At 67.5% G+C, this 25,541-nt stretch carries 28 protein-coding genes and 1 tRNA gene; 16 read left to right on the forward strand and 13 right to left on the reverse strand.

Annotated elements, in window-relative coordinates; all coding sequences use genetic code 11:
• Nucleotides 1-69: 69 nt before the first annotated feature.
• From OS889_RS03500 to OS889_RS03525, 6 genes are all read right to left on the reverse strand, one after another.
• Entirely contained in the window at nt 70-303 is a 234-nt protein-coding gene (locus OS889_RS03500; RefSeq protein ID WP_372387329.1) for a hypothetical protein, read from the reverse strand.
• 86 nt (nt 304-389) lie between these two features.
• Nucleotides 390-824 (reverse strand): JAB domain-containing protein, encoded by a 435-nt coding sequence (locus tag OS889_RS03505; protein ID WP_372387331.1) that lies wholly within the window; start codon nt 822-824, stop codon nt 390-392.
• Nucleotides 821-1,117, reverse strand: a complete 297-nt coding sequence (locus tag OS889_RS03510) for a hypothetical protein (protein ID WP_372387333.1) — start codon at nt 1,115-1,117, stop codon at nt 821-823. Before OS889_RS03510 ends, OS889_RS03505 begins: the two co-directional genes overlap by 4 nt.
• Nucleotides 1,118-1,393: 276 nt before the next feature.
• Nucleotides 1,394-2,518, reverse strand: a complete 1,125-nt coding sequence (locus OS889_RS03515; protein WP_372387335.1) for a tyrosine-type recombinase/integrase — start codon at nt 2,516-2,518, stop codon at nt 1,394-1,396.
• A gap of 197 nt (nt 2,519-2,715) precedes the next feature.
• Nucleotides 2,716-2,787, reverse strand: a tRNA-Thr gene (locus OS889_RS03520).
• A 94-nt stretch (nt 2,788-2,881) separates the two neighbouring features.
• Entirely contained in the window at nt 2,882-3,568 is a 687-nt protein-coding gene (locus OS889_RS03525) for a DUF7114 family protein (protein ID WP_372387337.1), read from the reverse strand.
• A gap of 194 nt (nt 3,569-3,762) precedes the next feature.
• Here OS889_RS03525 and OS889_RS03530 point away from each other — a divergent pair, with 194 nt between their 5' ends.
• Nucleotides 3,763-4,443 (forward strand): riboflavin synthase, encoded by a 681-nt coding sequence (locus OS889_RS03530; RefSeq protein ID WP_372387339.1) that lies wholly within the window; start codon nt 3,763-3,765, stop codon nt 4,441-4,443.
• A gap of 6 nt (nt 4,444-4,449) precedes the next feature.
• Here OS889_RS03530 and OS889_RS03535 read toward each other — a convergent pair whose 3' ends face one another.
• Nucleotides 4,450-5,457 carry a PrsW family intramembrane metalloprotease gene (locus tag OS889_RS03535; RefSeq protein ID WP_372387341.1) on the reverse strand — a complete coding sequence of 336 codons (1,008 nt, stop codon included), beginning with the start codon at nt 5,455-5,457 and terminating at the stop codon, nt 4,450-4,452.
• Between the two features lie 127 nt (nt 5,458-5,584).
• On the opposite strand from OS889_RS03535, the gene OS889_RS03540 reads away from it, so the two are divergent.
• From OS889_RS03540 to hisE, 14 genes are all read left to right on the forward strand, one after another.
• Complete coding sequence (locus OS889_RS03540) at nt 5,585-5,956, forward strand: DUF7532 family protein (protein ID WP_372387343.1); 372 nt, start codon at nt 5,585-5,587, stop codon at nt 5,954-5,956.
• A 77-nt stretch (nt 5,957-6,033) separates the two neighbouring features.
• Nucleotides 6,034-7,452: a ribonuclease FAU-1 family protein gene (locus OS889_RS03545; RefSeq protein ID WP_372391530.1), complete on the forward strand. Its 1,419-nt coding sequence runs from the start codon at nt 6,034-6,036 to the stop codon at nt 7,450-7,452.
• 136 nt (nt 7,453-7,588) lie between these two features.
• Nucleotides 7,589-8,818 (forward strand): translation initiation factor IF-2 subunit gamma, encoded by a 1,230-nt coding sequence (locus OS889_RS03550; RefSeq protein ID WP_372387345.1) that lies wholly within the window; start codon nt 7,589-7,591, stop codon nt 8,816-8,818.
• 60 nt (nt 8,819-8,878) lie between these two features.
• A complete protein-coding gene (locus OS889_RS03555) occupies nt 8,879-9,262 on the forward strand; it encodes a type II toxin-antitoxin system VapC family toxin (RefSeq protein ID WP_372387347.1) in 384 nt (127 codons plus the stop codon).
• A 3-nt stretch (nt 9,263-9,265) separates the two neighbouring features.
• Entirely contained in the window at nt 9,266-9,844 is a 579-nt protein-coding gene (locus tag OS889_RS03560; RefSeq protein ID WP_372387349.1) for a DNA-directed RNA polymerase, read from the forward strand.
• Nucleotides 9,845-10,042, forward strand: coding sequence for a transcription elongation factor subunit Spt4 (spt4, locus tag OS889_RS03565; protein ID WP_372387350.1), 198 nt, complete (start codon nt 9,845-9,847; stop codon nt 10,040-10,042).
• Between the two features lie 7 nt (nt 10,043-10,049).
• Nucleotides 10,050-10,583 (forward strand): GTP-dependent dephospho-CoA kinase family protein, encoded by a 534-nt coding sequence (locus OS889_RS03570; RefSeq protein ID WP_372387352.1) that lies wholly within the window; start codon nt 10,050-10,052, stop codon nt 10,581-10,583.
• A 127-nt stretch (nt 10,584-10,710) separates the two neighbouring features.
• A complete protein-coding gene (locus OS889_RS03575; RefSeq protein WP_372387354.1) occupies nt 10,711-11,025 on the forward strand; it encodes a 30S ribosomal protein S24e in 315 nt (104 codons plus the stop codon).
• 26 nt (nt 11,026-11,051) lie between these two features.
• On the forward strand, nt 11,052-12,647 hold the full coding sequence (locus OS889_RS03580; protein WP_372387356.1) for a bifunctional N(6)-L-threonylcarbamoyladenine synthase/serine/threonine protein kinase: 1,596 nt from the start codon (nt 11,052-11,054) through the stop codon (nt 12,645-12,647).
• Between the two features lie 221 nt (nt 12,648-12,868).
• The gene (locus OS889_RS03585; protein ID WP_372387358.1) at nt 12,869-13,147 is read left to right on the forward strand and encodes a DUF5808 domain-containing protein; all 279 of its coding nucleotides are present in this window, start codon (nt 12,869-12,871) and stop codon (nt 13,145-13,147) included.
• Between the two features lie 89 nt (nt 13,148-13,236).
• Nucleotides 13,237-13,869 carry a non-canonical purine NTP pyrophosphatase gene (locus tag OS889_RS03590; RefSeq protein WP_372387360.1) on the forward strand — a complete coding sequence of 211 codons (633 nt, stop codon included), beginning with the start codon at nt 13,237-13,239 and terminating at the stop codon, nt 13,867-13,869.
• 161 nt (nt 13,870-14,030) lie between these two features.
• Entirely contained in the window at nt 14,031-15,716 is a 1,686-nt protein-coding gene (locus OS889_RS03595; RefSeq protein WP_372387362.1) for a methyl-accepting chemotaxis protein, read from the forward strand.
• Between the two features lie 75 nt (nt 15,717-15,791).
• Nucleotides 15,792-17,660, forward strand: coding sequence for a PINc/VapC family ATPase (locus tag OS889_RS03600; RefSeq protein WP_372387364.1), 1,869 nt, complete (start codon nt 15,792-15,794; stop codon nt 17,658-17,660).
• Between the two features lie 84 nt (nt 17,661-17,744).
• Entirely contained in the window at nt 17,745-18,047 is a 303-nt protein-coding gene (hisE, locus tag OS889_RS03605; protein ID WP_372387366.1) for a phosphoribosyl-ATP diphosphatase, read from the forward strand.
• 2 nt (nt 18,048-18,049) lie between these two features.
• Here hisE and npdG read toward each other — a convergent pair whose 3' ends face one another.
• The 4 genes from npdG to OS889_RS03625 form a co-directional block, all read right to left on the reverse strand.
• Nucleotides 18,050-18,718, reverse strand: coding sequence for an NADPH-dependent F420 reductase (gene npdG, locus OS889_RS03610; protein WP_372387368.1), 669 nt, complete (start codon nt 18,716-18,718; stop codon nt 18,050-18,052).
• Between the two features lie 69 nt (nt 18,719-18,787).
• Nucleotides 18,788-19,078: a DUF7534 family protein gene (locus OS889_RS03615; RefSeq protein ID WP_372387370.1), complete on the reverse strand. Its 291-nt coding sequence runs from the start codon at nt 19,076-19,078 to the stop codon at nt 18,788-18,790.
• Nucleotides 19,075-19,458, reverse strand: coding sequence for a hypothetical protein (locus OS889_RS03620; protein ID WP_372387372.1), 384 nt, complete (start codon nt 19,456-19,458; stop codon nt 19,075-19,077). Before OS889_RS03620 ends, OS889_RS03615 begins: the two co-directional genes overlap by 4 nt.
• A 75-nt stretch (nt 19,459-19,533) precedes the next feature.
• Complete coding sequence (locus OS889_RS03625) at nt 19,534-20,403, reverse strand: TIGR01548 family HAD-type hydrolase (RefSeq protein ID WP_372387374.1); 870 nt, start codon at nt 20,401-20,403, stop codon at nt 19,534-19,536.
• 91 nt (nt 20,404-20,494) lie between these two features.
• Here OS889_RS03625 and leuS point away from each other — a divergent pair, with 91 nt between their 5' ends.
• A complete protein-coding gene (gene leuS, locus OS889_RS03630; RefSeq protein WP_372387376.1) occupies nt 20,495-23,365 on the forward strand; it encodes a leucine--tRNA ligase in 2,871 nt (956 codons plus the stop codon).
• A gap of 342 nt (nt 23,366-23,707) precedes the next feature.
• On the opposite strand, the gene OS889_RS03635 is transcribed toward leuS, so the two are convergent.
• Nucleotides 23,708-24,121: a Rieske (2Fe-2S) protein gene (locus OS889_RS03635; RefSeq protein WP_372387378.1), complete on the reverse strand. Its 414-nt coding sequence runs from the start codon at nt 24,119-24,121 to the stop codon at nt 23,708-23,710.
• Between the two features lie 62 nt (nt 24,122-24,183).
• A complete protein-coding gene (locus OS889_RS03640; RefSeq protein WP_372387380.1) occupies nt 24,184-25,431 on the reverse strand; it encodes an ABC transporter substrate-binding protein in 1,248 nt (415 codons plus the stop codon).
• Nucleotides 25,432-25,541: the final 110 nt, after the last annotated feature.

The raw sequence follows: 25,541 nt of genomic DNA on the forward strand, positions 1-25,541 counted from the left end.
AGTCGAGTTGTCCGAGATCTTTGTTCCCGACTGCTGGTAAAAGAGTGGAATGTCGCCGCGAATGCCAAATTATTGTTCTGTGATGTGGTCGAGGAGTTGGTTTTGGGTTAGTGTGGAGATGAGAAGCAATCTTTCCTGCGCGCTCATTTTTGAGAAGGCGTTTTTGTATCGGTTGATGGTGTCGCGGCTGACGTCGAGTTCTTCTGCGGTCTGTGTCTGGTTGGAGCGGGTGATTGCGTCTACGTATTGAGCTGCTGTTTCTCGGGTAAGCCCGTATTTTTCCAGTACCTCGTTTGTGTTCATCTTGCTTCTATAGAAATTGTTGAGGGATTGATTTTTATTAGAGAACCTGACAGGCCGCAGATCTAGAGAAAGGGGGGAAGAGGTGTTTAGAATGGTCCATCGTTTGCCTGCCTCATACTGTAGTGGCTTTCTCTGGAGATGATGACGTGGTCGAGTAGTTCGACGTTGATTTTCTCCAGTACTTCCCTGGCTTCCCTGGTGACTTCGATGTCTTTTGCTGTGGCTTCAGCCGTTCCTGAGGGGTGGTTGTGTACGAGGATGACTGCGCCGGCGTTAGTGAGTGCAGCGGTTCTGACCACGTCTTGTATGTCTATTTGGACGTTGTCGCGGCTGCCTAACCCGATTATTTTGTCTCCGATGAACCGGTTGCTGTTGGTGAGGAAAACAGCGTATAGGTGCTCCTTTTGCTCATTTTTCAGGGATTCGTACCTGTTGGTGACGTCGTGAAGTGACTTTACGGCGTCGGGTTCTTGGTCTTGTATCTCGGCTTTGACTGTGAGGTTGCCGAGTTCCTGCCTCACGTGTTGCCACCTCCGAGGGCTTCTTTGATTGTTGAAGGGTTTCGGTTGATCAGCTTGTCCAGTTTCTGTTTCAGGTCTTTAGGTGAGTCGAAGGCTGTGATAGTGTAGCTCTCTACCACTGTGCCCTCCCTGTTTCTAACGTTGTATTCGTCGTGCTCCGGATGGCTCCAGTCCACCTTCTCCAACGTGTAACCACGGTATTCTACGGTGTGACCGCAAACCTTCGTAAGAGCGTTTTTGTACAGGTTTTGGAACTTTTCCAGTCCGTCATTTGTGTTGTCTGTGCTCGGCAAAAACAAACCACCTTATATTACAATTAGTCAACAACTTTTAAATAACTATCTTACATTTTGACTGGTTTGGGTTTGAAAACCAGCTTCAGAAACAGGTCACAACCCTACCCCTGCAGGTCAAATAGTTAGCCTTGAATCAGGTTAGAGAGAAACTCGCCGGCTTTGACTGAATGGTTTGAAACGGGTTTGAAAACGCGAACGACTAACCGTTGTCTCTTGATTTTACAGCAGAGAAAGGAAGAATGGAAGAGAGGAGAGGGAGAGGTTGTTTTTTTTTTACTCGATGTTGTTGACTGCGTCGCTTTGCCGAGAGGTGCTGCTATGTTCGTACTTCTCTGTTGTTCGTTTTGATTTGTGCCTACATTGTTGTGCTGCTACTGCGAGTCCTTCTTCTTCGGCGATGTAGGTTGCAGTGCTGTGTCTGATGCTGTAGGGTGTTAGGTCGCGTTTTTCGAGGTTGAGGTTGGCTTCTTTGGCGATTTTGCGGAAGACGTCCCTAAACGAGTCTTTGTCGTAGCGGTTGCCGTACATTGTGAGCCAGAGTGCGTCTCTGCCGTCGTACTTTTCTCGTGTTTCTCGTTCGTCGAGCCAGCGTTTGAGGATGGAGCTGGTTTCTTCTTTGAGTGCGACTATCCAGTTTTCTCGGTTTTTTGAGGATTCTTCGCGTGGTATTCTTAGTACGCTGTTTTCGGTGTCGACCCAGTGGATATTGCTTCGTTTGATTTCGATGGGGCGTAGTCCTGCGTCGAGTGCGACGTGGATCATCGAGGTGTATTTGAAGCTGTTTGCACGGTTCCAGTCCTTCATTGTGACCTCGTCTTTCGGTTTTTGGAGGCGTTGGGAGAGGTAGGTTTTCCACCGTTCGCGTTCTTCAGGGGTTACACTGTTGTAGTGGGGTACACTTCCGTAGCTCATTGCGGCTTCGCGCAGCTTCTTCCTGTCTTCGCGTGTGAGGTAGTCGCGAGGGGTGTAGGTTGTACTTGGGTCGCTGTATTCGATCTGGGGTTCCCATTCAGTGTCTTTGTTGCGTGCGTTTCGTTTCCATTTGAACAGGGTTTTCGCGGCTTTCTGGTAATGGCATTTCGTACTTTCTTTCATATCTTGCCGCGCGAGGTGCTGCATCCATTGATCAGCGTGATCCGTGGTCAGATCCTGTACGTATCGACCTTTTCTGTCCCAGATGAACCGGTAGAAAATGTCCAATCTGTTCATCCGGTTTTTGGCGGTGCTATGGCTGTAACCCTGAGCCTTCTCCGGATTTTTACCAAGAGCAAGCATCCATTCTACGAGTTCACGGCGATGCTCACGGTAGGTAACCTCCTGTTTCGGATTTAGATATTCGCGGGCGTCGTCAGTGACGAGCACGATTCCATCAACCTTGTTCTCAGAACTGTACGTCATAGTCGGCACTCTCCTACAATAGAAACTAGACTAGATCGCAGCCAAGATTTAAATTGTTTGTCAAATATGACCGATACTTCTCTGCAATCGCGTGACAGCGACGGGGTACCACATTTTCGACCAGGTACTCGTTCTTGCGTCGGACTCATACTTGAACGACAGAGAACCCTTGAAACACCCGAAAACAACAGGAAGGAAGCCTGAGGCGGGATTTGAACCCGCGCTCTCGTCCTTACCAAGGACGCGCTTTACCGCTAAGCTACCCAGGCGCGTTCTCTCGTAGCGCGGATTCGTCTTTAGGGGTTTCGATTCGTGGCGGTGATTTTGATCCCGGCGAAGCGCGGCACGGCGCCGCCCCGAGCCTCACGAGTCGGTCGCCGAGGAGGGGACGCGGTCGTTCGAGCCGCCGCCGACCGCCGACAGCGACGCGATGCGCTCGGCGGTCGACTCCGAGAAGGCGTCGTCGGCCGGGCGGAGCCCGTCGCCGGCGTCGCAGTCCCCGGCCAGTTCGGCGGCGTACTCCAAGAGCGCGGGCGAGGGCGTCTCGCCGACGGCGGTCATCCCGGCGACGACCGCGAGGGCGAACACGTCGGCTTCGAGGTTCCGATCGAGCGCGTCGCGGTCGGCGCCGTCGCCGCGCCGGAGGGTCTGATCGCGGCCGAACGCGCGGACCACCTTGACCGCGCGGTCGGCGGCGTCGGTCCGCGCGAGGAGGTAGAACCCCCGCGAGACGAGCACGTCGGCCGCGAGGATGTCCAGATCGGCGTCGATGTCCCCCTCGATCCCCCCCGTCCAGGGCTCGTCGTGCGAGAGCGACCTGGTGAGCCGCAGTCCCTCGTAGATCAACTGGACGCCGGCGGCCCGCTCTGCGAGCCCGTCGGCGTCGGTGTCCGTTCCGCTCTCGGGTGCGCGAGCGCTCACCAGCGCCAAGACGGCCGGCGTCATCGGCGCGTCTGCGAGGCGGTCGAACAGCACCTCCCGGAGCTGGTCCGGTTCGATGTCCTCGACCGCCTCGCGGGCGGCGTCGCGAACCCGCACGGCGTCGTCCATCGAAGTGTCCTAGCGACGGGAGCGGCAAAGACCTTTGGAAACCCGGCGGTTCGCCGTCGGGCGACCTGCCGGGTCGCGGCCGACCGGTGCGCCGCCCCGCCAGCCGCTCCCGATTCCCGTCCCGAAGCCCGCTCCGATCCTCGGCTCCGACCCGCTTTCGAGACGCTTTTCGGACCTGAGACGAACGAGGGAGTATGTTCACCGGCATCGTCGAGACGACGGGCACCGTCGTCGAGGCGACTGACGACGAGGGCGGTCGCCGCCTGCGCATCGAACCCGACCGAGTCGGCGACGGCGACGGCGATGGCGACGGGACCGCGGACGCCGAAGCCGACGCGTCCGGCCCCGACTTCGCCGACCTCCACCACGGCCAGTCGATTTCCGTCAGCGGCGTCTGCCTCACGGTCGAGGACTTCCGCATCGAGCCGACGCCGCAGTTCGAGGTGTTCCTCGCGGCTGAGACCGTCGAGAAGACCTACCTCGGCGACGCCGACGCGGGCGATCGGGTGAACCTCGAACGCGCGCTCCCGGCCGAGGGGCGCTTCGACGGCCACCTCGTCCAGGGCCACGTCGACACCGTCACCGAGATCACGGGGATCGAGCGGATCGGCGACGACTGGGTCTTCGAGTTCGACCTCCCCGAGTCGGTGGCGCGCTACGTCGTCGCGAAGGGCTCCGTCGCGCTCGACGGCATCAGCCTCACCGTCGCCGAACGGGGCCCCGAGCGCTTCGGCGTCGCGATTATCCCGACGACCTACGACCTGACGACGCTCTCTACGAAGTCCGTCGGCGACCCCGTCCACGTCGAGGTCGACGTGGTCGCGAAGTACGTCGAGCAGATGGTCTCGGGCTACGCCGACGCGGTCGGCGAATAGGATCCGTTATTCGAACTCGGTCAGCTCCGACTCGAAGTCGGACTCGTTGGCCGCCGGCGCGTGCGCCTCGTGGTACTTGTCGCGGTACCGCTGGATCTTCCGCAGGAGGAAGAGTCCGAAGATCCCGTCGTAGATGATCACGAACACCAGGTACGGCGCCAGCCCGGACAGCCCGGTCAGGACGCTGATGATCCCCGTCCCGATCCCGACGGTCGTGTTGTACGTGGCGTGGACGAGCGCCGCCAGGAGGAGCCCCTTCACGACGATCGGCCCCCGGTTTCCGGGGTTGTACTTCGCGAGCCCGAGGTAGTAGCCCGCGATCGCGGAGTAGATGACGTGACCCGGCCCCGCCAGCGCGCGCACCGCGGTGATGCCGCCGCCGATCCCGATCAGGCCGAGGCCGAAGTCGAGCTCCCGGCCCGGCGGGATCTGCCGGGTGATGTACAGCGCGTTCTCGATGACGGCGAAGCCGAGCCCCGCCATCGCGCCGTAGACGGCGCCGTCGAGGACGGCGTCGAAGCGGTCGTCGGTGTACGCGTAGAGCCGCACGGCGAGGAGCTTCACGCTCTCTTCGACGGGGCCGACGACGAGGTAGAAGAACAGCGCCGTCCCGAGGAAGCCGAGCACCTGGAAGTAGGGCCTGAGGAGGCTGTTGAGCACCGCCGCGAAGTTCGCCGTCAGGACGCCGAGCAGGAAGGTCGCGACGAGCAGCGACAGCGGCTCGCTCGACGTGACGTCCGTCGAGTAGACGTAGGCCGCAAGCCCGATCGCGGGGACCGCCGACAGCGCGGTGAGAAAGCCGATCTCGGGGTCGGTCAGGGCGGCGAGGCCACCGATCCCGAGCAGGAGCAAGAAGGCGACGAGGACGACCGCGACCCGCGCGGAGCCGGCCGCGACCCGCCAGATGACCGCGGCCGCCCAGTCGACCCGGGTCCGCACCTCCCAGGTCGCCACGTCGTAGAGGTCGAGCGAGCCGTCCGACGCCTCTTCGATCGGGTCCCGTCGGTCTTGCATCGTGGTCGGATTCAGGGGCGCGTCACGTAACCTCTTCGGCGGATGCGCGGACGCCGGCGCGTCGCGGGCGAGCCCGCGACCGCGACGAGTGGGATTAAACCGTCGCCCGCCCGTAGCCGGAGCCACGATGCACTTCGACCAACGGACGCAGGCGGCGCTCCGCGAGGTCGGCCTCTCACGCGAGGAGATCCGAGAGGCCTCCGACCTCGTCAGCGAGGCCGTCGACCGCGACGCCGACCGACTCCGCGAGTTCTTCGAGACCGACGTCGTCTACTCGGATATGGACAAGGCCCACAGCGCCGACGAGATCCACGAACACGACGTCTCCTTCCTCGACCTGTTCACCCACGGGAGCGACCTCCGCGGCTACCTCCGCTTCGACTCCTGGGGCGTGCCGGTCGAGGGCGGTCGGATCCTCTCGGAGGATGTCGTCGAACTCACCCTCGGACCCACGGTCGACGGCCGCGTGCGGTTCGCCCGCGACGAGGACGCGCTGTGACCGGGGGCGACGCGGAAGGCGACGTCGGGGCGGACGAACACGCCGAGAGCGACCCGCCGCGCGTCCGCGTTCGCGGCATCTACACCACCGCCGTCACGCGGCTGCTCCTCGACGCCGGCCACGAGGTCGTCCAGGCGTCCGAGCCGATCCGCGAGCGCTTCGACGCCGACTTCGGCGACGAGGCCCACGACGTCGCGGTCGCGACGACGGACGACCGCCAGGGCGTCGGAATCCAGGGCGACTCCGACGCGGTCGAGACCGTCGCCGCCGAACTCGAATCGGTCGGCCGCGACGCCTTCGCCTGGTCGGATCCGACGCCGCCCGGCGCGGTATTCGATGCCGAGGTGGCCGACACGCTCGGCTCCGGGGCGGTCTGTGACCTCGGCGGGAGCGAGGGATTCCTCCCGTACGGCGAGACGGACGACTACGTCGACGCGGGCGATTCGATCCGCGTGCAGGTGCGCGAGAGCGCGCCGCCGTGGGCCGACCGCCGGGCGACGCTCGGCACCGACGTCCACGCCGAGGCGGGGCTCGCGACGCTCGTCCGCGGCGGCGACGGGATCACGGTCGACACGCGCGACGACGCGGCCGGGCGCGAACTGGCGGGGATGACGGAGTTCCTCGACACCTCGGTCCCCGACGGCTGGGGCCTGCGGTGGTCCCACGCCGCCACCCGCGCCGAGATGGACGCGCTCGACGCGTCGCTCTCGCGGGCCGCCGACCGCGCGGAGCGCCTGGACGCCGTGCTCGGTGGCGCCAACGAGGGGGACTCCGAGACGCCGGCGGACGCCCTCGTCGCGCCCGCCGCCGGCCGCTGGCTCTGGTTCGGCCGCGAGTCCCGCTTCGCGCTCGACGACGCCCGCCGCGCGATCGAGACGACGATGCCCGGCCACCACCGCACCAAGGCCGGCAGCGAGGCCGCGAGCGCCGGCGTCGACCTCGCGGAGGCGCTCTGCGGGCGCGGGATCGGCGGCGGTTCGGACGACGGGACCGATTTCCCCTTCGCGACCGTCGCCCGGCAGTTCGGCCCCGTCGCGGGCGACCGCGTCGAGATCGTCCACGGCAAGCCCGACGGCCGGGCGTTCTCGCTCGGCCGCGGCGAGGTCACCGACTGGGACGGAGACGGCACCGTCGCGGTCGAGCGCACCCTCGAAAGCAGCGGCACCTACGACGCGCTCGGGACCTCGCGCGAGCCCGGCGACACGGCGCTGACGAAGTTCCGCGAGGGCCGCTGGTGGTACCCGACGGTCTACCGCGGCGAGGACGGGGAATCGAAGGGGACCTACGTGAACGTCTGCACGCCCGTCGAGTGCTTCCCCGACGCCGTCCGGTACGTCGACCTCCACGTCGACGTGGTCAAGCGCCCCGACGGGACGGTCGAGCGCGTCGACGACGACGAACTCGACGCCGCGGTCGCATCGGGGACCATCTCCGAGCCGCTCGCGGAGAAGGCCCGAGCGGTCGCGACGAGCCTCGAACGCGCGCTCTCGGACTGACGGGGAAACCGCGGCTCACAGCGTCGCTCCCGGGGGGCAAGGGATCCCGCGTAGAACGCCGCACGAGGCGAGAACAGCAACTTTATCAGTCGCTCGCGGCGAATTGCACCCAAGATTACTCTCTAGGAGGTCAATGGTGACACAACAAACACAACAACCGGAGGTGAACATCGGACTCGTCGGGCACGTCGACCACGGGAAGACGACGCTCGTGCAGGCGCTGTCCGGCTCGTGGACTGACCAGCACTCCGAGGAGATGAAGCGCGGTATCTCCATCCGCCTCGGCTACGCGGACGCCACGTTCCGGACGGTTCCCGGCGTCGACGCGCCGGAGTGCTACACGGTCGAAGAGACCGGCCCCGACGGCGAGGAGACGGAGGTACTCAGAACGGTCTCGTTCGTCGACGCGCCGGGCCACGAGACGCTGATGGCGACGATGCTCTCGGGCGCGGCGATCATGGACGGCGCCGTCCTCGTCGTGAGCGCGACCGAGGACGTCCCGCAGGCCCAGACCGAAGAGCACCTGATGGCGCTGGACATCATCGGCATCGACAACATCGTCATCGCGCAGAACAAGATCGACCTCGTCGACCGCGAGCGCGCCGTCGAGTCCTACGAGCAGATCCAGGAGTTCGTCTCCGGGACCGTCGCCGAGGACGCGCCGATCGTCCCCGTCAGCGCACAGCAGGAAGTGAACATCGACCTCCTGATCGACGCGATCGAGCGGGAGATCCCGACGCCCGAGCGCGACGAGACCGAGGACCCGCGGCTCTTCGCGGCCCGCTCGTTCGACATCAACCGCCCCGGCACGACGTGGGAGGACCTCTCCGGCGGCGTCGTCGGCGGCTCCGTCGTGCAGGGCAAGCTCTCGGTCGACGAGGAGCTCGAACTCCGCCCCGGCCGCGAGGTCGAGGAGGGCGGCTCCTCGGAGTGGCAGCCGATCGAGACCGAGATCCGCTCGCTGCAGGCCGGCGGCCAGTCGGTCGAGGAGGTCCGCCCCGGTGGCCTCTGCGGCATCGGCACGGGCCTCGACCCGAGCCTCACGAAGGGCGACGCCCTCGCCGGACAGGTCGCGGGCGAGCCCGGGACGCTCCCGCCCACGCGCGAGCAGTTCACGATGGACGTCGAACTGCTCGACCGCATCGTCGGCGAGGACGAGGGGAGCGTCGAGGAGATCTCGACGGGCGAGCCGCTGATGCTCACCGTCGGGACCGCCACGACCGTCGGCTCGGTCACCAGCGCCCGCTCGGACGAGGCCGAGGTGGCGCTGAAGCGCCCCGTCTGCGCCGAGTCGGGCGCGAAGATCGCGATCAACCGCCGTGTCGGCGCGCGCTGGCGGCTCATCGGCGTCGGGACGCTCCAGTGAGCGGCCAGACGGCGGGTCGCGTCGGCGACGGACGATAGCGCACGATAGCAGACACAGGAGATGACGACGGTGATACTCGACACGAACGCGCTGATGATGCCGGTCGAACTCGACGTCCGCGTCTTCGACGAGCTCGACCGCCTCGTCGGCGCCGACGCCGACCTGGCCGTTCCCCGCTCGGTCGTCGCCGAGCTGGAGAAGCTCGCCGAATCCGGGAACGGGACCGAGGCGACGGCCGCGAGCGTCGGTCGGGACCTCGTCTCGCGGTGCCGGGTCGTCGAGACCGGCGAGTCCTACGCCGACGACGCCGTCGTCGAACTCGCCGAGGCGGAAGGCGACTACGCGCTCACCAACGACAGGCCGCTCCGCGACCGGTTGCTCGAACGCGGCGTTCGCGTAATCGGTTTAAGGGGGCGAAACACATTGGAGATAACAGAACCATAACGTATGTACAAACGGGTACGACTCAAAGACACAGTCGAGGTGCCGCCAGAGCACCTCGCGGACGTGACGCCGCAGCGGGTCAAACGGCTCCTGCAGGACAAGCTCGAAGGACGGATGGACGAAGACGTCGGCAGCGTCGTCAGCGTGGTCGACGTCCACGACATCGGCGAGGGGACGGTGCTCCCCGGCCGCGCCGGCGTCTACTACGAGGCGGAGTTCGACGCGATCACCTTCGACCCCTCGATGCAGGAGGTCGTCGACGGCGAGGTCGTCGAGGTCGTCGAGTTCGGCGCGTTCGTCGGCATCGGGCCGGTCGACGGGCTGCTCCACGTCTCGCAGATCTCCGACGAGTACCTCGCCTACGACGGCGAGAACCAACAGCTCGCCTCCACCGAGTCGAACCGCACGCTCGGCGTCGGCGACTCGGTCCGGGTCCGCGTCGTGACGAAGAGCATCGACGAGCGCAACCCCCGCGACTCGAAGATCGGCCTCACCGCCAAGCAGCCCGGCCTCGGCAAGCACGGCTGGCTGGAGGCGGACCGCCAGGCCAACACGGCGACGACCGGCGCGGAGGGCGAATAGATGGCGGAGTCCCGTCTCGCCTGCCGGGAGTGCCACTACATCAACCACGCCGACGCGCAGGCGTGTGAGAACTGCGGGTCGAGCAGCCTCACCGAGGACTGGGCGGGCTACGTCGTCATCACGCACCCCGAGCGCTCGGAGATCGCCGAGGAGATGAACGTCAACGAGCCCGGCGGCTACGCGCTGAAGGTCCGCTGAGACACGGATGCTCTCGCTGCCCGCGAGCCTGCGGAGCTCGTTCAAGGAGCCGTTCGGCCCCGTCTACGAGGACGCCGAGCAGCTGCTCTCCGAATCCGGACGCCCCATCGTCGCCGTCGGCGACGTCGTCACCTACCACCTTCGGCAAGCGAGCCACGTCCCCGCGGTCGCGCTGGTCGACGGCCGGACCGAACGCGAGGAAGTCGACGCGGAAATCCGGGACGCCCTCGCCGACCCCGAGCACCGGCGCGAGGTCGCCAACAAACCGGGCACGCTCTCGGAGGCGCTCCTCACCGCGCTGGCCGACGCGGTCGCCGACCCCGAACCCGTCACCATCGTCGTCGAGGGCGAGGAGGACCTCGCGACGCTCCCGGCGGTGCTCGTCGCCCCCGAGGGCGCGACGGTCGTCTACGGCCAGCCCGGCGAGGGGATGGTCGCCGTCGCGGTCACGTCCGAGGCGAAAGTCGAGATGCGGTCGCTGCTCTCCGAGATGGAAGGCGACGTCGACGGCGCGCTCGCGGCGCTCGGCCTCGCCGAGTGAGTCCCGTCCCCGTCGGAGTCGAAGCCGATACGACCGTCCGTTTCCGACGTTTCAGCCGATTTCGCGCCCGAGTCGGGCCTTCGAAATCCTTTTACTCCTTTCGGCTGGATGGTAGAACAACTGAACCATGGAAATCGACATTATCTCCGAGGACGAGAACCCGATGTTGCATCGGTCCGACGTCCGGTTCGAGATCGTTCACGAAGAGGCGACGCCGTCGCGGCTCTCGGTCCGCGACAGCCTCGCGGCGAAGCTGAACAAGGACTCCGACGAGGTCGTCATCCACGAGCTCGACACGAAGTTCGGGATGCGGAAGACCGTCGGCTACGCGAAGGTCTACGAGTCGCCGGACTTCGCCCGCGACATCGAGCAGGACTATATGCTCGACCGGAACAAGATCGAGGCGGACGAGGGCGCCGACGCCGAGGCCGAAGAGGCCTGAGTCGGCCGTAGCGAACGCTTTTTTCGATGCGCGTCGTCGGGATCGAAGGCACCGCCTGGGCCGCCAGCGCCGCGCTTTACGACACCGACACCGAGGCGGTCGTCATCGAGTCCGACGCCTATCAACCCGAGAGCGGCGGGATTCACCCCCGAGAGGCCGCCGAACATATGGGCTCGGCGATCCCCGAGGTCGTCTCGGCGATCCTCGATCACGCCGACGAGACGAGCGACGGCCCGGGTCTCGATATCGACGCCGTCGCGTTCTCGCGCGGTCCGGGACTGGGGCCGTGCCTCCGCGTCGTCGGCACCGCGGCGCGGTCGCTGGCTGGCACGCTATCGGTCCCGCTCGTCGGCGTCAACCATATGGTGGCGCACCTGGAGATCGGGCGGCACCAGTCCGGCTTCGACTCGCCCGTGTGTCTGAACGCCTCGGGCGCGAACGCCCATCTCCTGGGATACCACGACGGCCGCTACCGGATCCTCGGCGAGACGATGGACACCGGCGTCGGCAACGCGATCGATAAATTCACCAGACACCTAGGCTGGTCCCACCCCGGCGGGCCCAAAGTGGAACGGCGCGCCGCCGACGGCGAGTACTACGACCTCCCGTACGTGGTGAAGGGGATGGACTTCTCCTTCTCGGGGATTATGTCCGCCGCGAAGGACGCGGTCGACGAGGGCGTCCCCGTCGAGGACGTCTGCGCCGGCCTCCAGGAGACGATCTTCGCGATGCTCACCGAAGTCGCAGAGCGGGCGCTGTCGCTCACCGGGACCGACGAGCTCGTCCTCGGCGGCGGCGTGGGCCAGAACCGCCGGCTCCGGGAGATGCTCGAATCGATGTGCGAGCAGCGCGGGGCGGACTTCTACGCGCCCGACCCGCGGTTCCTCCGCGACAACGCGGGGATGATCGCCGTGCTCGGCGCGAAGATGCACGCGGCGGGCGACACGCTCTCGATCCCCGAGTCGTCGGTCGACCCGGACTTCCGGCCGGACGAGGTGCCGGTGACCTGGCGCGGCGACGCGGAGTCGGTCGTCCGCGACCCCGCGGTGGCCGGAACCATCCGCGGCGCGGAGGCGGTCGTCACGATCGAGGCGGACCGCGTGGTGAAAGAGCGCGTGCCGAAGGCGTACCGACACCCGGCGCTGGACGACCGGCTCCGGGCCGAGCGGACGCGCGCGGAGGCGCGGCTCACGAGCGCCGCGCGGCGGTCCGGCGTCCCGACACCCGTCGTCTACGACGTCGATCCGGCCGAGGGAACGCTCGTCTTCCAGCGCGTCGGCGACGGCGACCTGGCGGCGGCGCTCACCGCCGACCGCTGCCGCGACGTCGGGCGCCACCTCGCGACGATCCACGACGCGGGGTTCGTCCACGGCGACCCCACGACCCGGAACGTCCGCGTCGGCGACGCGCGGACGTACCTGATCGACTTCGGCCTCGGCTACCACACCGGCCACGTCGAGGACCACGCGATGGACCTCCACGTCTTCGAGCAGAGCGTCGCGGGCACCGCGGCCGACCCGGCGCCGCTGCTGGAGGCGTTCGAGGCCGGCTACGCCGCGGTCGGCGACGACGCCGTCCGGCAGCGACTCCGCGACGTCGAGGGCCGGGGCCGGTACCAGTAGCTACCGCGGGCGTTTCGCGTTCGTGTTGTGGCGAACAGTCGGCACGGTCGCTCTCGTCGTTTCCCGCGTCGCTGTGCCGAACGACCGCTGACGACGCGGGAGCGTCGGTCAGATCACACGGCCGCTGGCCGCCCGTTCGTATATAAACACTCGCGCCGAGCGATCGGCAGACCGCCTTCGGATGCCAAAACGATTTATTACCGCCCGGCGTACCCGACGGTATGGCAGACAAACCGAAACAGGGCGAGATTCTCGGGATCCCGTACAACTTCGAGCGGCCGTCGATCGGCCGACTCCTCTCGTCGTACTGGCAGCCGGGCGAGGGGATGCTCGTGAAGAAGCCGTTCGGCATCGGCTACACCCTCAACCTCGCGAACTGGCGGTCGTGGATCGCGCTCGTCGTCGTCGGGGCGCTCCTCTGGCAGGAACAGCAGTCCGGCGGGAGCGCCGAGACCGAAGACGACGAGGACGAGGGGCCGGTCGAGGTCATCGTCGACTGATTTTCGGGGCCTTCGACCCGCTCTGCGTTAGCTCCGAATCGGAGCGAGAACCGACGGGACTTTCTCCCGACGCCGGCCAGTACAGGCGAATGCTCCGCTACGTCACGACCAACTCCGGCAAGGTGCGGGAGGCGCGCGAGTACCTGGACGCGGTCGAACAACTGAACTACGACTACACCGAGATCCAGGCCGCGGAACTGGGCCCGATCGCCGTCCGGGGCGCCCGCGAGGCGTACCGCCACGCCGGCGAGCCGGTCCTCGTCGACGACGCCGGCCTGTTCGTCGAGGGCTTCGACGGCTTCCCCGGGCCGTACTCCGCCTTCGTCGAGCACACGCTGGGGATCGAGACCGTCCAGCGGCTCGTCGCACGCGAGATCGACGCCCCGCGCCGGGCGTCGTTCCGCTGCGTGCTGGCGTACTGCGACGGCGACGCCTTCGACGCGAGCCCCGACCCCGTCGACCGCGAGGACCGCGCGGCGGCCGCGGCCGTCGGGGCCGACGATGACGCGGACGACGCCGACGACCCCCTCCCGGTGAAGCTGTTCACCGGATCCGTCCGGGGACGGATCGTCGAACCGCGCGGCGACGGCGGCTTCGGCTACGACCCCATCTTCGAGCACGACGGGACGACCTTCGCCGAGATGAGCGCCGAGGCGAAGAACGCCGTCTCCCACCGCGGCCGCGCCTTCGCGAAGTTCGCGTCCTGGTACCAGGAGCGGTAGCCGTCCGGCCGCGACGGCCGGCGGTCGTATTCTGACCTGAAATATCAAATTTGATCTTTGAACGCGAACATTAATACCGTCAACCGATTCTCAGCGCTTCGCGTTATCGAAAACTGAAAACGGATCGTGGCCTTATAGATACCCGTCGGCATCGACTTCGTATGCTCCTCGAATCGTACGAACGGCTCCTGTGGGGGACGATGGACATTCTCGGCGTCTCCCGGTCGGTCGCTCGGAAGGTGCTCACCGCCGTCGGGATCCAGTTCGGCATCTCGATCGCCCAGGCCGGCCTGCCGCTCGTCACGAGCGGCGGGACCCAGACGCTCTTGTCCCTGGGCCTCCTGCTCGCGGCGCTCGTAGCGTTTCTGAACACCGTGTTGGTCGTCCGCCGGGACGTCGTCGAGCCGATCGACGCGCTCTCGACGTCGGCCGCCGCGGTCGCCGCGGGCGACCTCTCGACGCCGCCGCCCGAGACCGACGGCGACGACGAGGTGGCACAGCTCGTCGACGACTTCGCCGACATGTACGAGCACCTCCAGTTGGTCTCCGCCCAGGCGACAGCGATGGCCGATCGGGACTTCGACGATCCGGTCCTCGACGAGCGGCTCCCGGGGGCGTTCGGCGACTCGCTCGGCCGGATGGCGACCGATCTGACGACCCACACGCGGGCGCTCCAGCGGCTCGTCGACGCCTTCGCCGAGGCCACAGAGCGCGCTCGGAAGGGCGACCTCACGGCGCTGATGCCCGCCGAGGAGCTGGCCGAAGAGGACGACCGCTACGGCGAGGTCGCCCGCTCGTACAACGAGTTCGTCCGGACGCTCTCGGAGACGATCGCGGACGTCCAGGCGTTCGCCGACCAGGTCGCCGCGATGAGCGACGAGGCCCAGCGGCACGTCGAGCGCGCGACCGAGTCGAGCGAGGCGGTCGCGGCCGCGGTCGACGAGATCGAGGCCGGCGCCGACGAGCAGGCCGACCACCTCGGGACCGTCGCCTCAGAGCTCTCGACCCTCTCGGCGACGGTCGAGGAGATCGCCGCCTCCGCCGACGAGGTCGCGGGCTCGGCCGAGCGCGCCGCCGAGCGGGGCCGCGCGGGCCGGGACGTCGCGACGAGCGCGATGGACGAACTCGACACGGTCGAGACCCAGATCGAGGAGACGGCCGCGGCCGTCGAGGAGCTCGCCGCCCAGATCGAGGAGATCGACGAGATCGCGGCGTTCATCGACGAGATCGGCTCCCAGACCAATCTGCTGGCGATCAACGCTTCGATCGAGGCGGCCCACGCCGGCGACGCGGGCGACGGCTTCGGGGTCGTCGCCCAGGAGGTCAAGGACCTGGCCGAGGAGACCCGCGACTCGGCCGAGGAGGTCTCGACGCTCATCGAGGAGGTCACCGCCCGCTCCGAGCAGACGCTCGCGACCGTGCGCGAGACCGACCAGCAGGTCAAATCAAGCGTCGATACGGTCTCGGAGGCGATCGCGGAGTTCGAGTCAATCGTCGACGACATCGAGGGGATCGACGCCTCCATCCGCGAGGTGAGCGACGCCACAGACCAGCAGGCCCAGTCCGCCCAGGACGTCTCCGCGCGCGTCGACGAGGTCGCGAACATCGCCGAGGAGACCACGGCGCAGACGGCCGCCGCGGTCGACGACGCCGCCGAGCAGTCCGAGTCCCTCCACGAACTCGACGACCAGGCCGCGACGCTTTCCGACCGGGCGAACGGCCTCGACGGCCTCGTCGGGGCCTTCGAGGTCCTCGAAGAGCACCGCACGGACGCGGCCGACTCCCTCGGCGGCTTCGAGTTCGGCGACGGCGACGGGATCGCCGCGCCGGCGTCCGCCGACGACTGATCTCGAAGGGACTGTTCCGCGCTCTTTCGAGTCCCAGTCTATACCCTTATCCGTCCGCCGGGCGAACGCGGTGATATGAAGATAGTGCCGGACACGAGCGCGGTCGTCGACGGTCGCGTGTCCGAGCGGGTCGAGTCGGGCGAGGGCGGGACTGTGTTGGTCCCCGAGGCCGTCGTCGGCGAACTCGAGTCGCAGGCCAACGACGGCCTCGACACCGGCTGGGCCGGGCTCGAAGAGCTCCAGCGCCTCGCCGGGCTCGCGGACGACGGCGACGTCACCGTCCGCTACGTCGGCCGGCGGACCAAGCCCAGCGAGGCCACCGGCGCCCACGAGGGCGACGTCGACGCGCTCATCCGCGAGGTCGCAGAGGACGAGGACGCGACGCTCCTGACGAGCGACGTCGTCCAGTCGGAGGTCGCGAAGGCGAAGGGCCTCGACGTCGAGTACGTCGAGCCGCGCGTCCGCGGCTCCGGCGGCCTCGTCATCGAGGAGTTCTTCGACGAGCAGACGATGTCGGTCCACCTCAAGACGGGCACCAGACCGAAGGCCAAGCGCGGCGCCATCGGCGAGATGTCCTACCAGACCATCCGCGACGAGGTCACAGACGAAGCCCAGATGAAGGAGTGGGCCGACGACATCGAAGAGACCGCCCGTACCAGCTCGGAGGGCTTCCTTGAACTCTCCGAGCCGGGGATGAGCATCGTCCAGTTCCGCGACTACCGCATCGCGGTCGCGCGGCCGCCCTTTGCCGACGGCATCGAGATCACCGCCGTCCGGCCGATCGTCAAGACCGACCTCGACGACTACGAGTTCGCCGACGAGCTCCGGGACCGACTCAAGGAACGCCAGCGCGGCGTCCTCATCTCGGGGTCGCCCGGCGCCGGGAAGTCCACGTTCGCCCAGGCAGTCGCGGAGTTCCTCACCGACGCCGACTACGCGGTGAAGACGATGGAAAAGCCCCGCGACCTCCAGGTCGGCCCCGACGTCACCCAGTACACCGCGCTCGGCGGCGATATGGAGAAGACCGCCGACTCCCTTCTCCTGGTCCGCCCGGACTACACCATCTACGACGAGGTCCGGAAGACGAAGGACTTCGGCGTCTTCGCGGATATGCGGCTGGCCGGCGTCGGGATGGTCGGCGTCGTCCACGCCACTCGCGCGATCGACGCCCTCCAGCGACTGGTCGGCCGCGTCGAACTCGGGATGATCCCGCAGGTCGTCGACACGGTCGTCTACATCGAGGACGGCCGCGTCGACACCGTCTACGACGTCACGACCGAAGTGAAAGTCCCCGAGGGCCTCACCGCCGAGGATCTCGCGCGGCCGGTCATCCAGGTCGCGGACTTCGAGACCGGGAAACCGGAGTACGAGATCTACACCTTCAACCGCCAGGTCATCACCGTCCCGCTCGGCGACGACGAGGGGGCGAGCGAGACGGGCGTCGACCGCCTGGCCCGCCAGGAGATCGAACGCGAGATCCGCTCGATCGCCCGGGGGCACGTCGACGTCGAACTCAAGAGCCAGAACGAGGCCGTCGTCTACGTCGAGGAGGACGACATCTCCTACGTGATCGGCAAGGGCGGCGGGCGGATCTCCGACATCGAGGACCGCCTGGGGATCGACATCGACGTCCGGACCCACGACGAGAAGCCCTCTCGCGGGGGTGCCGGCGGTGCCGGAGGGGCTGGCGCCGGCGCGGGTGCCGGCGGCTCGGGCGGCGACGACGGTATCGTCGTCACGCCCGAGGTCACCTCCCGGCACGTCGTCGTCCGGATGGACGAACACGTCGGCGAGACGGTCGAGATCCGCGCCGACGGCGAGTACCTCTTCACCGCGACGGTGGGCCGCGGCGGCGACATCCAGGTCTCACGCGGCAGCGCCATCGCCGACGAACTGGAGCAGGCGATCGACCGGAAGGAGCGGATCACCGTCCACCCGGCCTGAATCGGTCGTTCGCTCCCGGCCGTCCGCCACGGATCGCCCGCCGAACCGGACGTTTCTTCCCCCGAGGCCGACCTACGCACCCGTATGGACTCGGACACGCCGCCGGCGGAGGTGCTCGACGAGCTCTTCGCGACGATCCAAGACCGGAAGGAGACGCTCCCCGAGGGCTCCTACACGGCCTCGCTTTTCACCCACGAGAAGGGGCAAAACGCCGTCTTGGAGAAGCTTGGCGAGGAGACGACAGAGACTATCCTGGCGGCGAAGGACGGCGACGACGAGGAGCTGCTGGCCGAAAGCGCCGACTTAGTCTATCACCTGCTCGTCCTGCTCGCGATGGAGGACCGCGACCTCGACGATCTCCGCCTCGAACTCCGCGATCGGTTCTGATTCTACCGGAACGAGACCCCGAGGTCGCCGAGGCCGTCGTTCTCGCGGGCGACGTTGACGAGGAGCGGCGTCAGCGACTCCACCTCCGGGGCGTTCGCGAGCCCGCCGGCGTCGAGCGCGCGGAGGCCGTCGATGTCCTCCGCGAGGCCCGCTACGCGCGATTTCGCGTCCGCGTCGTCGCCGATCACCAGCGTGTCAACGCCCAGTTCTGCGTCGAGGTCGGCGAGGCGGCCGGCCGCGAGGCTGTGGAAGGCGCCGACGACGGGGACGCCGTCGGGCGCGGCGTCGGCGACGAGGGCGGTCACGCTGCCGGCGCTCGGCGGGTGGTAGTGGAAGCCGTCGTCGTCGCGCTTCATCCCCGCGGCGGGCGTCACGAGGACGTCGCCGTCGTCGAGGCTCCCTTCGATCGACTCGACCGTGTCGGCGACGTGGTACGGCGGCACACAGAGGACGACGACCTCGGCGCGGTCGGCCGCCATCGTGTTCTCGAAGCCCGTGATCTTCCGCTCGCGGCCGTGGTCGGCGACCGCGCGTTCGTACCTGTCGGCCGCGTCGTGCGCGTCGTCGGGGTCGCGGGAGCCGATCACGACGTCGTGGTCGGAGTGGTAGGCCCACCGGAGCGCCAGCCCCTCGCCGACGTCGCCGGTCCCGCCGAGCAGTGCGATTCGCATACCGAGGGGTCGGCGGCGACCCGCTAAAGGATTGGGTGTGCGGGGACGCCTACCGGTGTCGGAAGCGCCTCAACTCCGCGCTCGCGACCGCGACACCGTGGGCGCGTACACGAGCAGGAACCCAAGCAACGGAGCGACGATCAGCGTCCCGACGAGCACGACCGTTCGGATCGACGCCTCGGGAGGTAGAAGCCACCACACGCCCAGTCCGAGCGCGTCGACGGCGAGGACGACGGAGACGAACCGGAGGAAGTGGTGGGCGACGCCGCGTTCGAATCCGCCGTCGCTCCCCGCGGCGCTCGCTCCGTCCGCCTCGGGTCCGTCGGGTCGGTCTCCGCCGCTCGCGTCTTCCCCGCTCACGCGGCGCCCTCCCCGCGTTCGCCCCAGCGCTTCGGATTCAGGCGCTCGCCCCACATCGCCGCGAGCCACGCGGCGCCGAAGGCGACGGCGGCGCCCGCGAACCCGCCGAAGCCGAGCGTGCCGAGCGCGACCCGCAGCGCGAGCGCGACGACGAAGAAGGTGAGATACCGGGCGGTCTGGTCGCCGACGACCGCGTCGCGAGGGATCGACCCGAGCGCAAAGCGCGCGGCGAGCACGCTGACGACGGCGAAGGCCACGAGGGCGACGCCGGCCGCCACCGCCCCGGTCGGGTCGGGGACGACGAGCAGGGTCCCGAAGACCGCGACGACGGCGGCGAAGACGACCGCCCAGGCGAGCCGTTCGAGTCGGAGCGCGTCCATCGTCGGACTGTCGGCCACCGGGAAGATAAGCCTACTCGTCGCGTGCGGTGGCCCCTCTCGGGGTCGATCCCAGTCTCACTCTCCGAACAACAGATCCGGGAGGTCGTTCACGGAGTCGACGACGGCCGCGGCGCCGGCGGCCTCGAAGGCCTCCCGGCCGGATTCGCCGGTCAGCCCGCCGGTGAGGACGCCGATCCCGTGGTACGTCCGGTCGGGGTCCGCCTCGGCGGCGTTGACGGCGGTCTTCACGTCGTCGAGGGTGTCGCCGGCGAACGCGACCGCGTCGGCGTCGAACCGCGCCGCGAGCGTCGTCAGCGCGTTCGGGTGCGGCTTTCCTTCCTCCCAGTCGTCCATCGTGAAGCGGTGGTCCGCGGGGACCGAGAGCCCGGCGCGCTCCAGGGCGATGTCGGCCTCGGCGGCCGGCCGACCCGTGAGGACGCCCACCTGGACTCGCTCGCCGAGCCGGTCGAGCGTCCCGCGCTCGACGAGCACCGGCTCGTCGTGGATGTAGCCCGCGGCCTCGACCGGCGGCTCGCCGCCTTCGAGCTCGCGGTAGAGGTCCGCGCCGAGGTAGAGCGCCTGGAAGACGTCCCGGAGGTCCTCGCGGTTCCACTCGGCACGGACGGCCTCCCACGCTTCGTCGTCGAGGTGGGATTCGGCGACCGACTCGGCGGCGTCGAGACCGCCACCCGCGGCCTCAATCCGGTCGGTGAACGCGTCGAGGTCGAGGGGGCGCCGCTCGTCGACGAGGACATACAGCGCCGCCGCGTAGGTCACGTCCCAGTCGTTGTTGAAGCCGCCGGCGTCCTTGAAGAACTGGACGTCCTCGCGGTCGATCGTCTTTCCATACCTGCGCTCGACGGACTCGACGATCGCGCGCCGGTAGGAGTCGGCGACGTCGACGAGGACGCCGTCGATGTCGAGGACGACCGCGTCTGCGTGCATACCCGAAGGCGTCCGGCGGCAGCCTTAGCGTTGTCCGTTCGGCGCGGCGGAGTTAGGAGATATTTTACGCCGGCGTCGTCAGGGAACAGGTATGGACGAGTACGACCCACAGGAACTCGAAGCGCGCTGGCGCGAGCGGTGGGCCGAGGAGGGTCGGTACGAGGCCGACCCCGCCGAGGCCGACGAGGACCCAACGTTCATCACGGTCCCGTATCCCTACCCCAGCGGCGGGATGCACATCGGCCACGCCCGCACCTACACCGTCCCCGACGTCTACGCCCGATACCGCCGCCAGCGCGGCGACAACGTCCTCTTTCCGATCGCCTGGCACGTCACCGGCACGCCGATCATCGGCGCGGTCGAGCGCCTGAAGAAGGGCGAAGAAGAGCAACTGTCGGTGCTTCGGGACACCTACAACGTCGCCGAGGACACCCTTCAGGACCTCGAAACCCCGATGGGCTACGCCCGCCACTTCATCGAGGACCACTACAAGAAGGGGATGAAGGACCTCGGCCTCTCGATCGACTGGCGGCGGGAGTTCACCACCAACGACGACCGCTACTCGAAGTTCATCACCTGGCAGTACGAGACGCTGCGGGACCGCGGCCGCCTGGAGAAGGGCCTCCACCCCGTGAAGTACTGCACCAACGAGGAACAGCCCGTCACGACCCACGACCTGCTGGAAGGCGAGGAGGCCGAGTTCCAGGAGTACACGCTCATTCGCTTCGGCCACGGCGACACGGTCGTCCCGATGGCGACGCTCCGGCCCGAGACCGTCCGGGGGGTCACGAACGCCTACATCGACCCCGACGCCGACTACGTGATCGCCGACGTCAACGACGAGGAGTGGTTCGTCTCCGCGCCGGCGGTGGAAAAGCTCCAACTGCAGGGCCACGAGGTCGTCCCCAAACGAACCGTCTCCGGTGAACACCTCGTCGGCGAGCGCGTGGCGAACCCGATCACCGGCGACGAGGTGCTCGTCCTCCCCGCCGACTTCGTCGACGCCGAGAACGCCACGGGCGTCGTGATGTCGGTGCCGGCCCACTCGCCCGACGACTACGTCGCGCTCCGGGAGGCGAAGGAAGACGACGAGCGGATGCGCGAGTACGGGATCGACCCCGCCGACGTCGACGCGATCGAGCCCGTGCCGATCCTCTCGATCGAGGGCTACGGCGAGATCCCGGCCAAGACCGCGGTCGAGGAGGCGGGCATCGAATCGAGCGCCGACCCCGACCTGGAGGCGGCGACGAAGGAGCTCTACAACAGCGAGTTCCACCGCGGCGTCCTGAACGACGAGTACGGCGAGTTCGCCGGCGAGGTAGTCGAGGACGTCCGCGGGCGGTTCAAGGACGCCTACCGCGACGAGGGCGCCTTCGGGACGATGCAGGAGTTCTCCGAGGAGGTCGTCTGCCGGTGCGGCGGCGACGTCGTCGTCGCCGAGCAGGACACGTGGTTCCTCCGCTACAACGACGAGGACTGGAAGCAGTTGGCCCACGACGCCGTCGCGGAGATGGAGGCGATCCCGGAGAACACCCGCGGCGAGTACGACCACACGATCGACTGGCTCAACGAGTGGCCATGCATCCGGAACTACGGGCTCGGAACCCGCCTGCCGTGGGACGAGGACTTCGTCATCGAGCCGCTGTCGGACTCGACGATCTACATGGCGTACTACACGATCGCCCACCGACTGGCTGAGATCCCCGTCGAGGACCTCGACCGGGAGTTCTTCGACGCGCTCTTTTACGGTCCCGACGCGGTCGACGACCCCGACGAGCGGGCGCTGGAACTCCGCTCGGAGTGGCTCTACTGGTATCCCGTCACCTACCGCTTCTCCGCGAACGACCTCATCTCCAATCACCTCACCTTCTATCTCTTCCACCACGCCGAGCTGTTCGACCCCGACCAGTGGCCCGAGGGAATCGTCATTATGGGGATGGGCCTGCTGGAGGGCGAGAAGATGTCCTCCTCGAAGGGCCACGTCGTCCTCCCCGGCAACGCCATCGAGGAGTACGGCGCCGACACGGTCCGCTTCTTCCTCCTCAACTCGGCGGAGCCCTGGCAGGACTACGACTGGCGCGCCGAGCAGGTCGCTTCCGTCCGGAATCAGCTGGAGCGGTTCTGGAACCGCGTCCGGGACGTCGTCGACGAGCCCGGCCCCGAGGAGCGACCCGACCTCGACACCGCCGACCGCTGGCTCCTCTCGCGGCTCCAGCGCACGGTCGCGAAGGTCACTGACGCGATGGAGGGATCGGAGACCCGGACGGCGAGCCAGGCCGCCTTCTACGACTTCGAGGAGGACCTGCGGTGGTACCGCCGACGGACGGACCGCTCCCGACCCGCGGCCCGGTGGACGCTCCGCGAGGTCGCCGAGACGCGCCTGCGCCTCCTGGCGCCGTTCGTCCCGTTCCTGGCGAACGAACTCCACGAGCGGCTGACCGGCACGCCCGCCGAGGACGCCCCGTGGCCGGAGGTCGACGCCGCGCTCCTCGACCGCGAGGTCGAGGTCGCCGAGACGCAGATCGAGCGGCTCGTCGAGGACGTCCAGGGCATCCAGCAGTCGCTGGAGAACGCCGACGAGGACGTCCCCGAGGCCGACCCCGACCGCATCCGGATCACCGTCGCCGCCGGCTGGAAGCACGACGTCTTCGGGACCGTCGCCGAGGTCGGCGCCGACCAGGGCGCGGTGATGGGCGAGGTGATGCAGGACCCCGACCTCCGCGAGCGCGGCGACGCCGTCAACGACCTCGTCGGCGAACTGATCGAGTTCGCCCGCGGTCGCGAGGACGCCGACCTCGACGCCCTCGCGGCCCTCGACGAGGCCGCGGCCTACGAGCGCGCCGCCGACTTCCTCGGCCGCGAGTTCGACGCCGAGGTCGTGGTCGAGCGGGAAGGCGTAGACGTCGAGGCGCACAAACAGGCCGTGCCGTTCCGGCCGGCGATCGAACTCGAAGCCGAGTAGCTCGCGGACGGACTCTTCCCGGAAATATCAACGAACCGAACGCAACGGGGAACACGCTGCGAGTAAATATTTTCACCACGATCGATTATCGTAAAATAGGGTTATGCGTGTCGAGATCATACGATTCGCCACGAAATGCTAGACTCGTCGCGGCCGCGGACCGAACAGAATTCGATCAGCCCGTACCGGCGGGAGACGAACCCCGGACCGACGCTCGGCGAGAGCACGACGTGTGAACTGTGCGAACACGAGACACGGTGTTTCGACCGGTACGGCTTCACCGCGTGTCGGACCTGTCACCGGGACCTTCTGCCCGGCGAAGCCGTGTTCTGACCGCTGAGGTCAAAACGAGATGTGTGAGGTCGATCCCGGTTCGTCGCCGCCGGTGCCGCCGGCGTGCAGGAACGTGTAGTTGTCGTCGCTGAGGAACACCGCGCCGTCCTCGACGGCGACTTCGACGTCCGAGAGCTCGGTCCCGGCGGCGGGGCCGTTGTCGCAGCCGCCGTCGCAGGCGTCGAACAGCGACCCGTGGCGCGGGCAGATGATCTTCCCGTCGCGCATCGCCGCGCCGTCGCCGCGGTCGAACGCCTGCTCCTGGTGCGTGCAGGTGTTGGGCCAGGCGGCGATCCCCGGCTCCTCCTCGCACCGCACCAGGATGAGTTCGGTCTCGTTCGTGAAGGCGTCCTCCGCCGTGAAGAGATACGACCCGGACTCGGGCACGTCGCCGACGTCTGCGATCTTCGCGCCGTCTGTCATCTCCGACCCGTAGGGCGGGTCGCCGCAAAAGCGTGGCGTCCGCTCGGTGCCGCCTCGCTCCGCTACGCCCCGGTGACGATCTCGGCGACGCGGGACCGGTCGAAGAGGCGCTCGCTCGGCGGGATCTCGGGGTACGCCTCGCCGTCCGTGTACCCGGGCCACTCGCCGAAGACGTCGGGGTAGAGCTGCTTCGCCGTCATCTCGATCTGGAAGAGGTTCATCAGCGGCCCCTGGTAGCGCATCCCCTGGGCGTAGACGCGGTCGTTTTGCACGGCGGTCAGGTCGCTTCCGACGGGGTGCGAGCGGAGGCGATCGCGGACCGACGCCATCTCGTAACGGGGCGTCACTCCCCACAGGTGGAGGATGACGTCGGGGTCGGCCTCCGCCATCGTCTCGTAGCCGACCGAGCCCCAGAGCCCGTCCCAGGTCTCGCTCCCGAAGGCGTCGTTCGCGGCGAGCGGGCGCGTGTCGGCGAGCCAGTACCCCGGGCGATTCAGGTGGTAGGTCCAGAACTGCCCGTCGCCGAGGGTGACCCGCACGGCCGTCGGCCGCTCGGACTTCGGCGGGAGGTCCGCGCGGATCCGCGCGAGCAGGTCCTCGTGGACCGCGGCCAGTCGCTCGTAGCGCTCCCGCTCGCCGAACGCGTCGGCGACGCGCCCGAACAGCTCCCAGAGCGTGTAGTACTGGTACCCCTCGGCGTAGGGCTCCGGCGGCGTACCGTGGGTCCCGCTGTAGAAGTTCCCGAGGAACGGCCCGAGGTTGTCGGTGAGCTCCCCAACGTCGCTCCGGTTCCACCCGTCCTGGGTCACGGCCCACGCCGGGTCCAGCAGGTGGAGGTCGCTGTCGAGGCCGTAGAAGAACTCCTTCGAGAAGTCGTCGTAGGGGTTCGGGAGTCCGTCCCACTCGAAGGCGACGCCGTCGAGGCGCTCGTAGTAGCGGTTCATCGTCGGACCCGCCATCTCCGGGACGAACATCGAGTTGACGGCGTCGCCGCGCCCCAGCGCGACCAGCATATCCGCGTACTGATTGTACATCGTGAAGACGTTCTCCGGGACCGACTCGAAGCGCACTGTCCCGACCGGCGACAGCGACGCGGTGTAGGACCCGTCGCTTCCCTCGCCCGTCGCCGTCGCTTCGGCGGTCGACGATTCGGCGCCGCCCGCTCCCGAATCGGTTCCGTCGTCCGTCGAGGGGTCTGTCCCCCCGTCGCTTCCGGCACACCCCGCGATCAGTCCGCTCGCGAGGAGGGCACTCCCGCCGGCGAGATACCGGCGGCGCGTGACGCGTCGCGATCCGTCTGGCGTTCCCATAATTTAGGCAAACCTAATCCACCGTATAGTCGTTGCGGATTTTAGGCGCGCCGAAAGAGTCGGACGGTCGATCAGATCGATCGAGCGAGCGGTCGGCCGAAACGCGATTA

The organism is Halobellus sp. MBLA0158, assembly GCF_041477585.1.
GTDB lineage: Archaea > Halobacteriota > Halobacteria > Halobacteriales > Haloferacaceae > Haloquadratum > Haloquadratum rubicundus.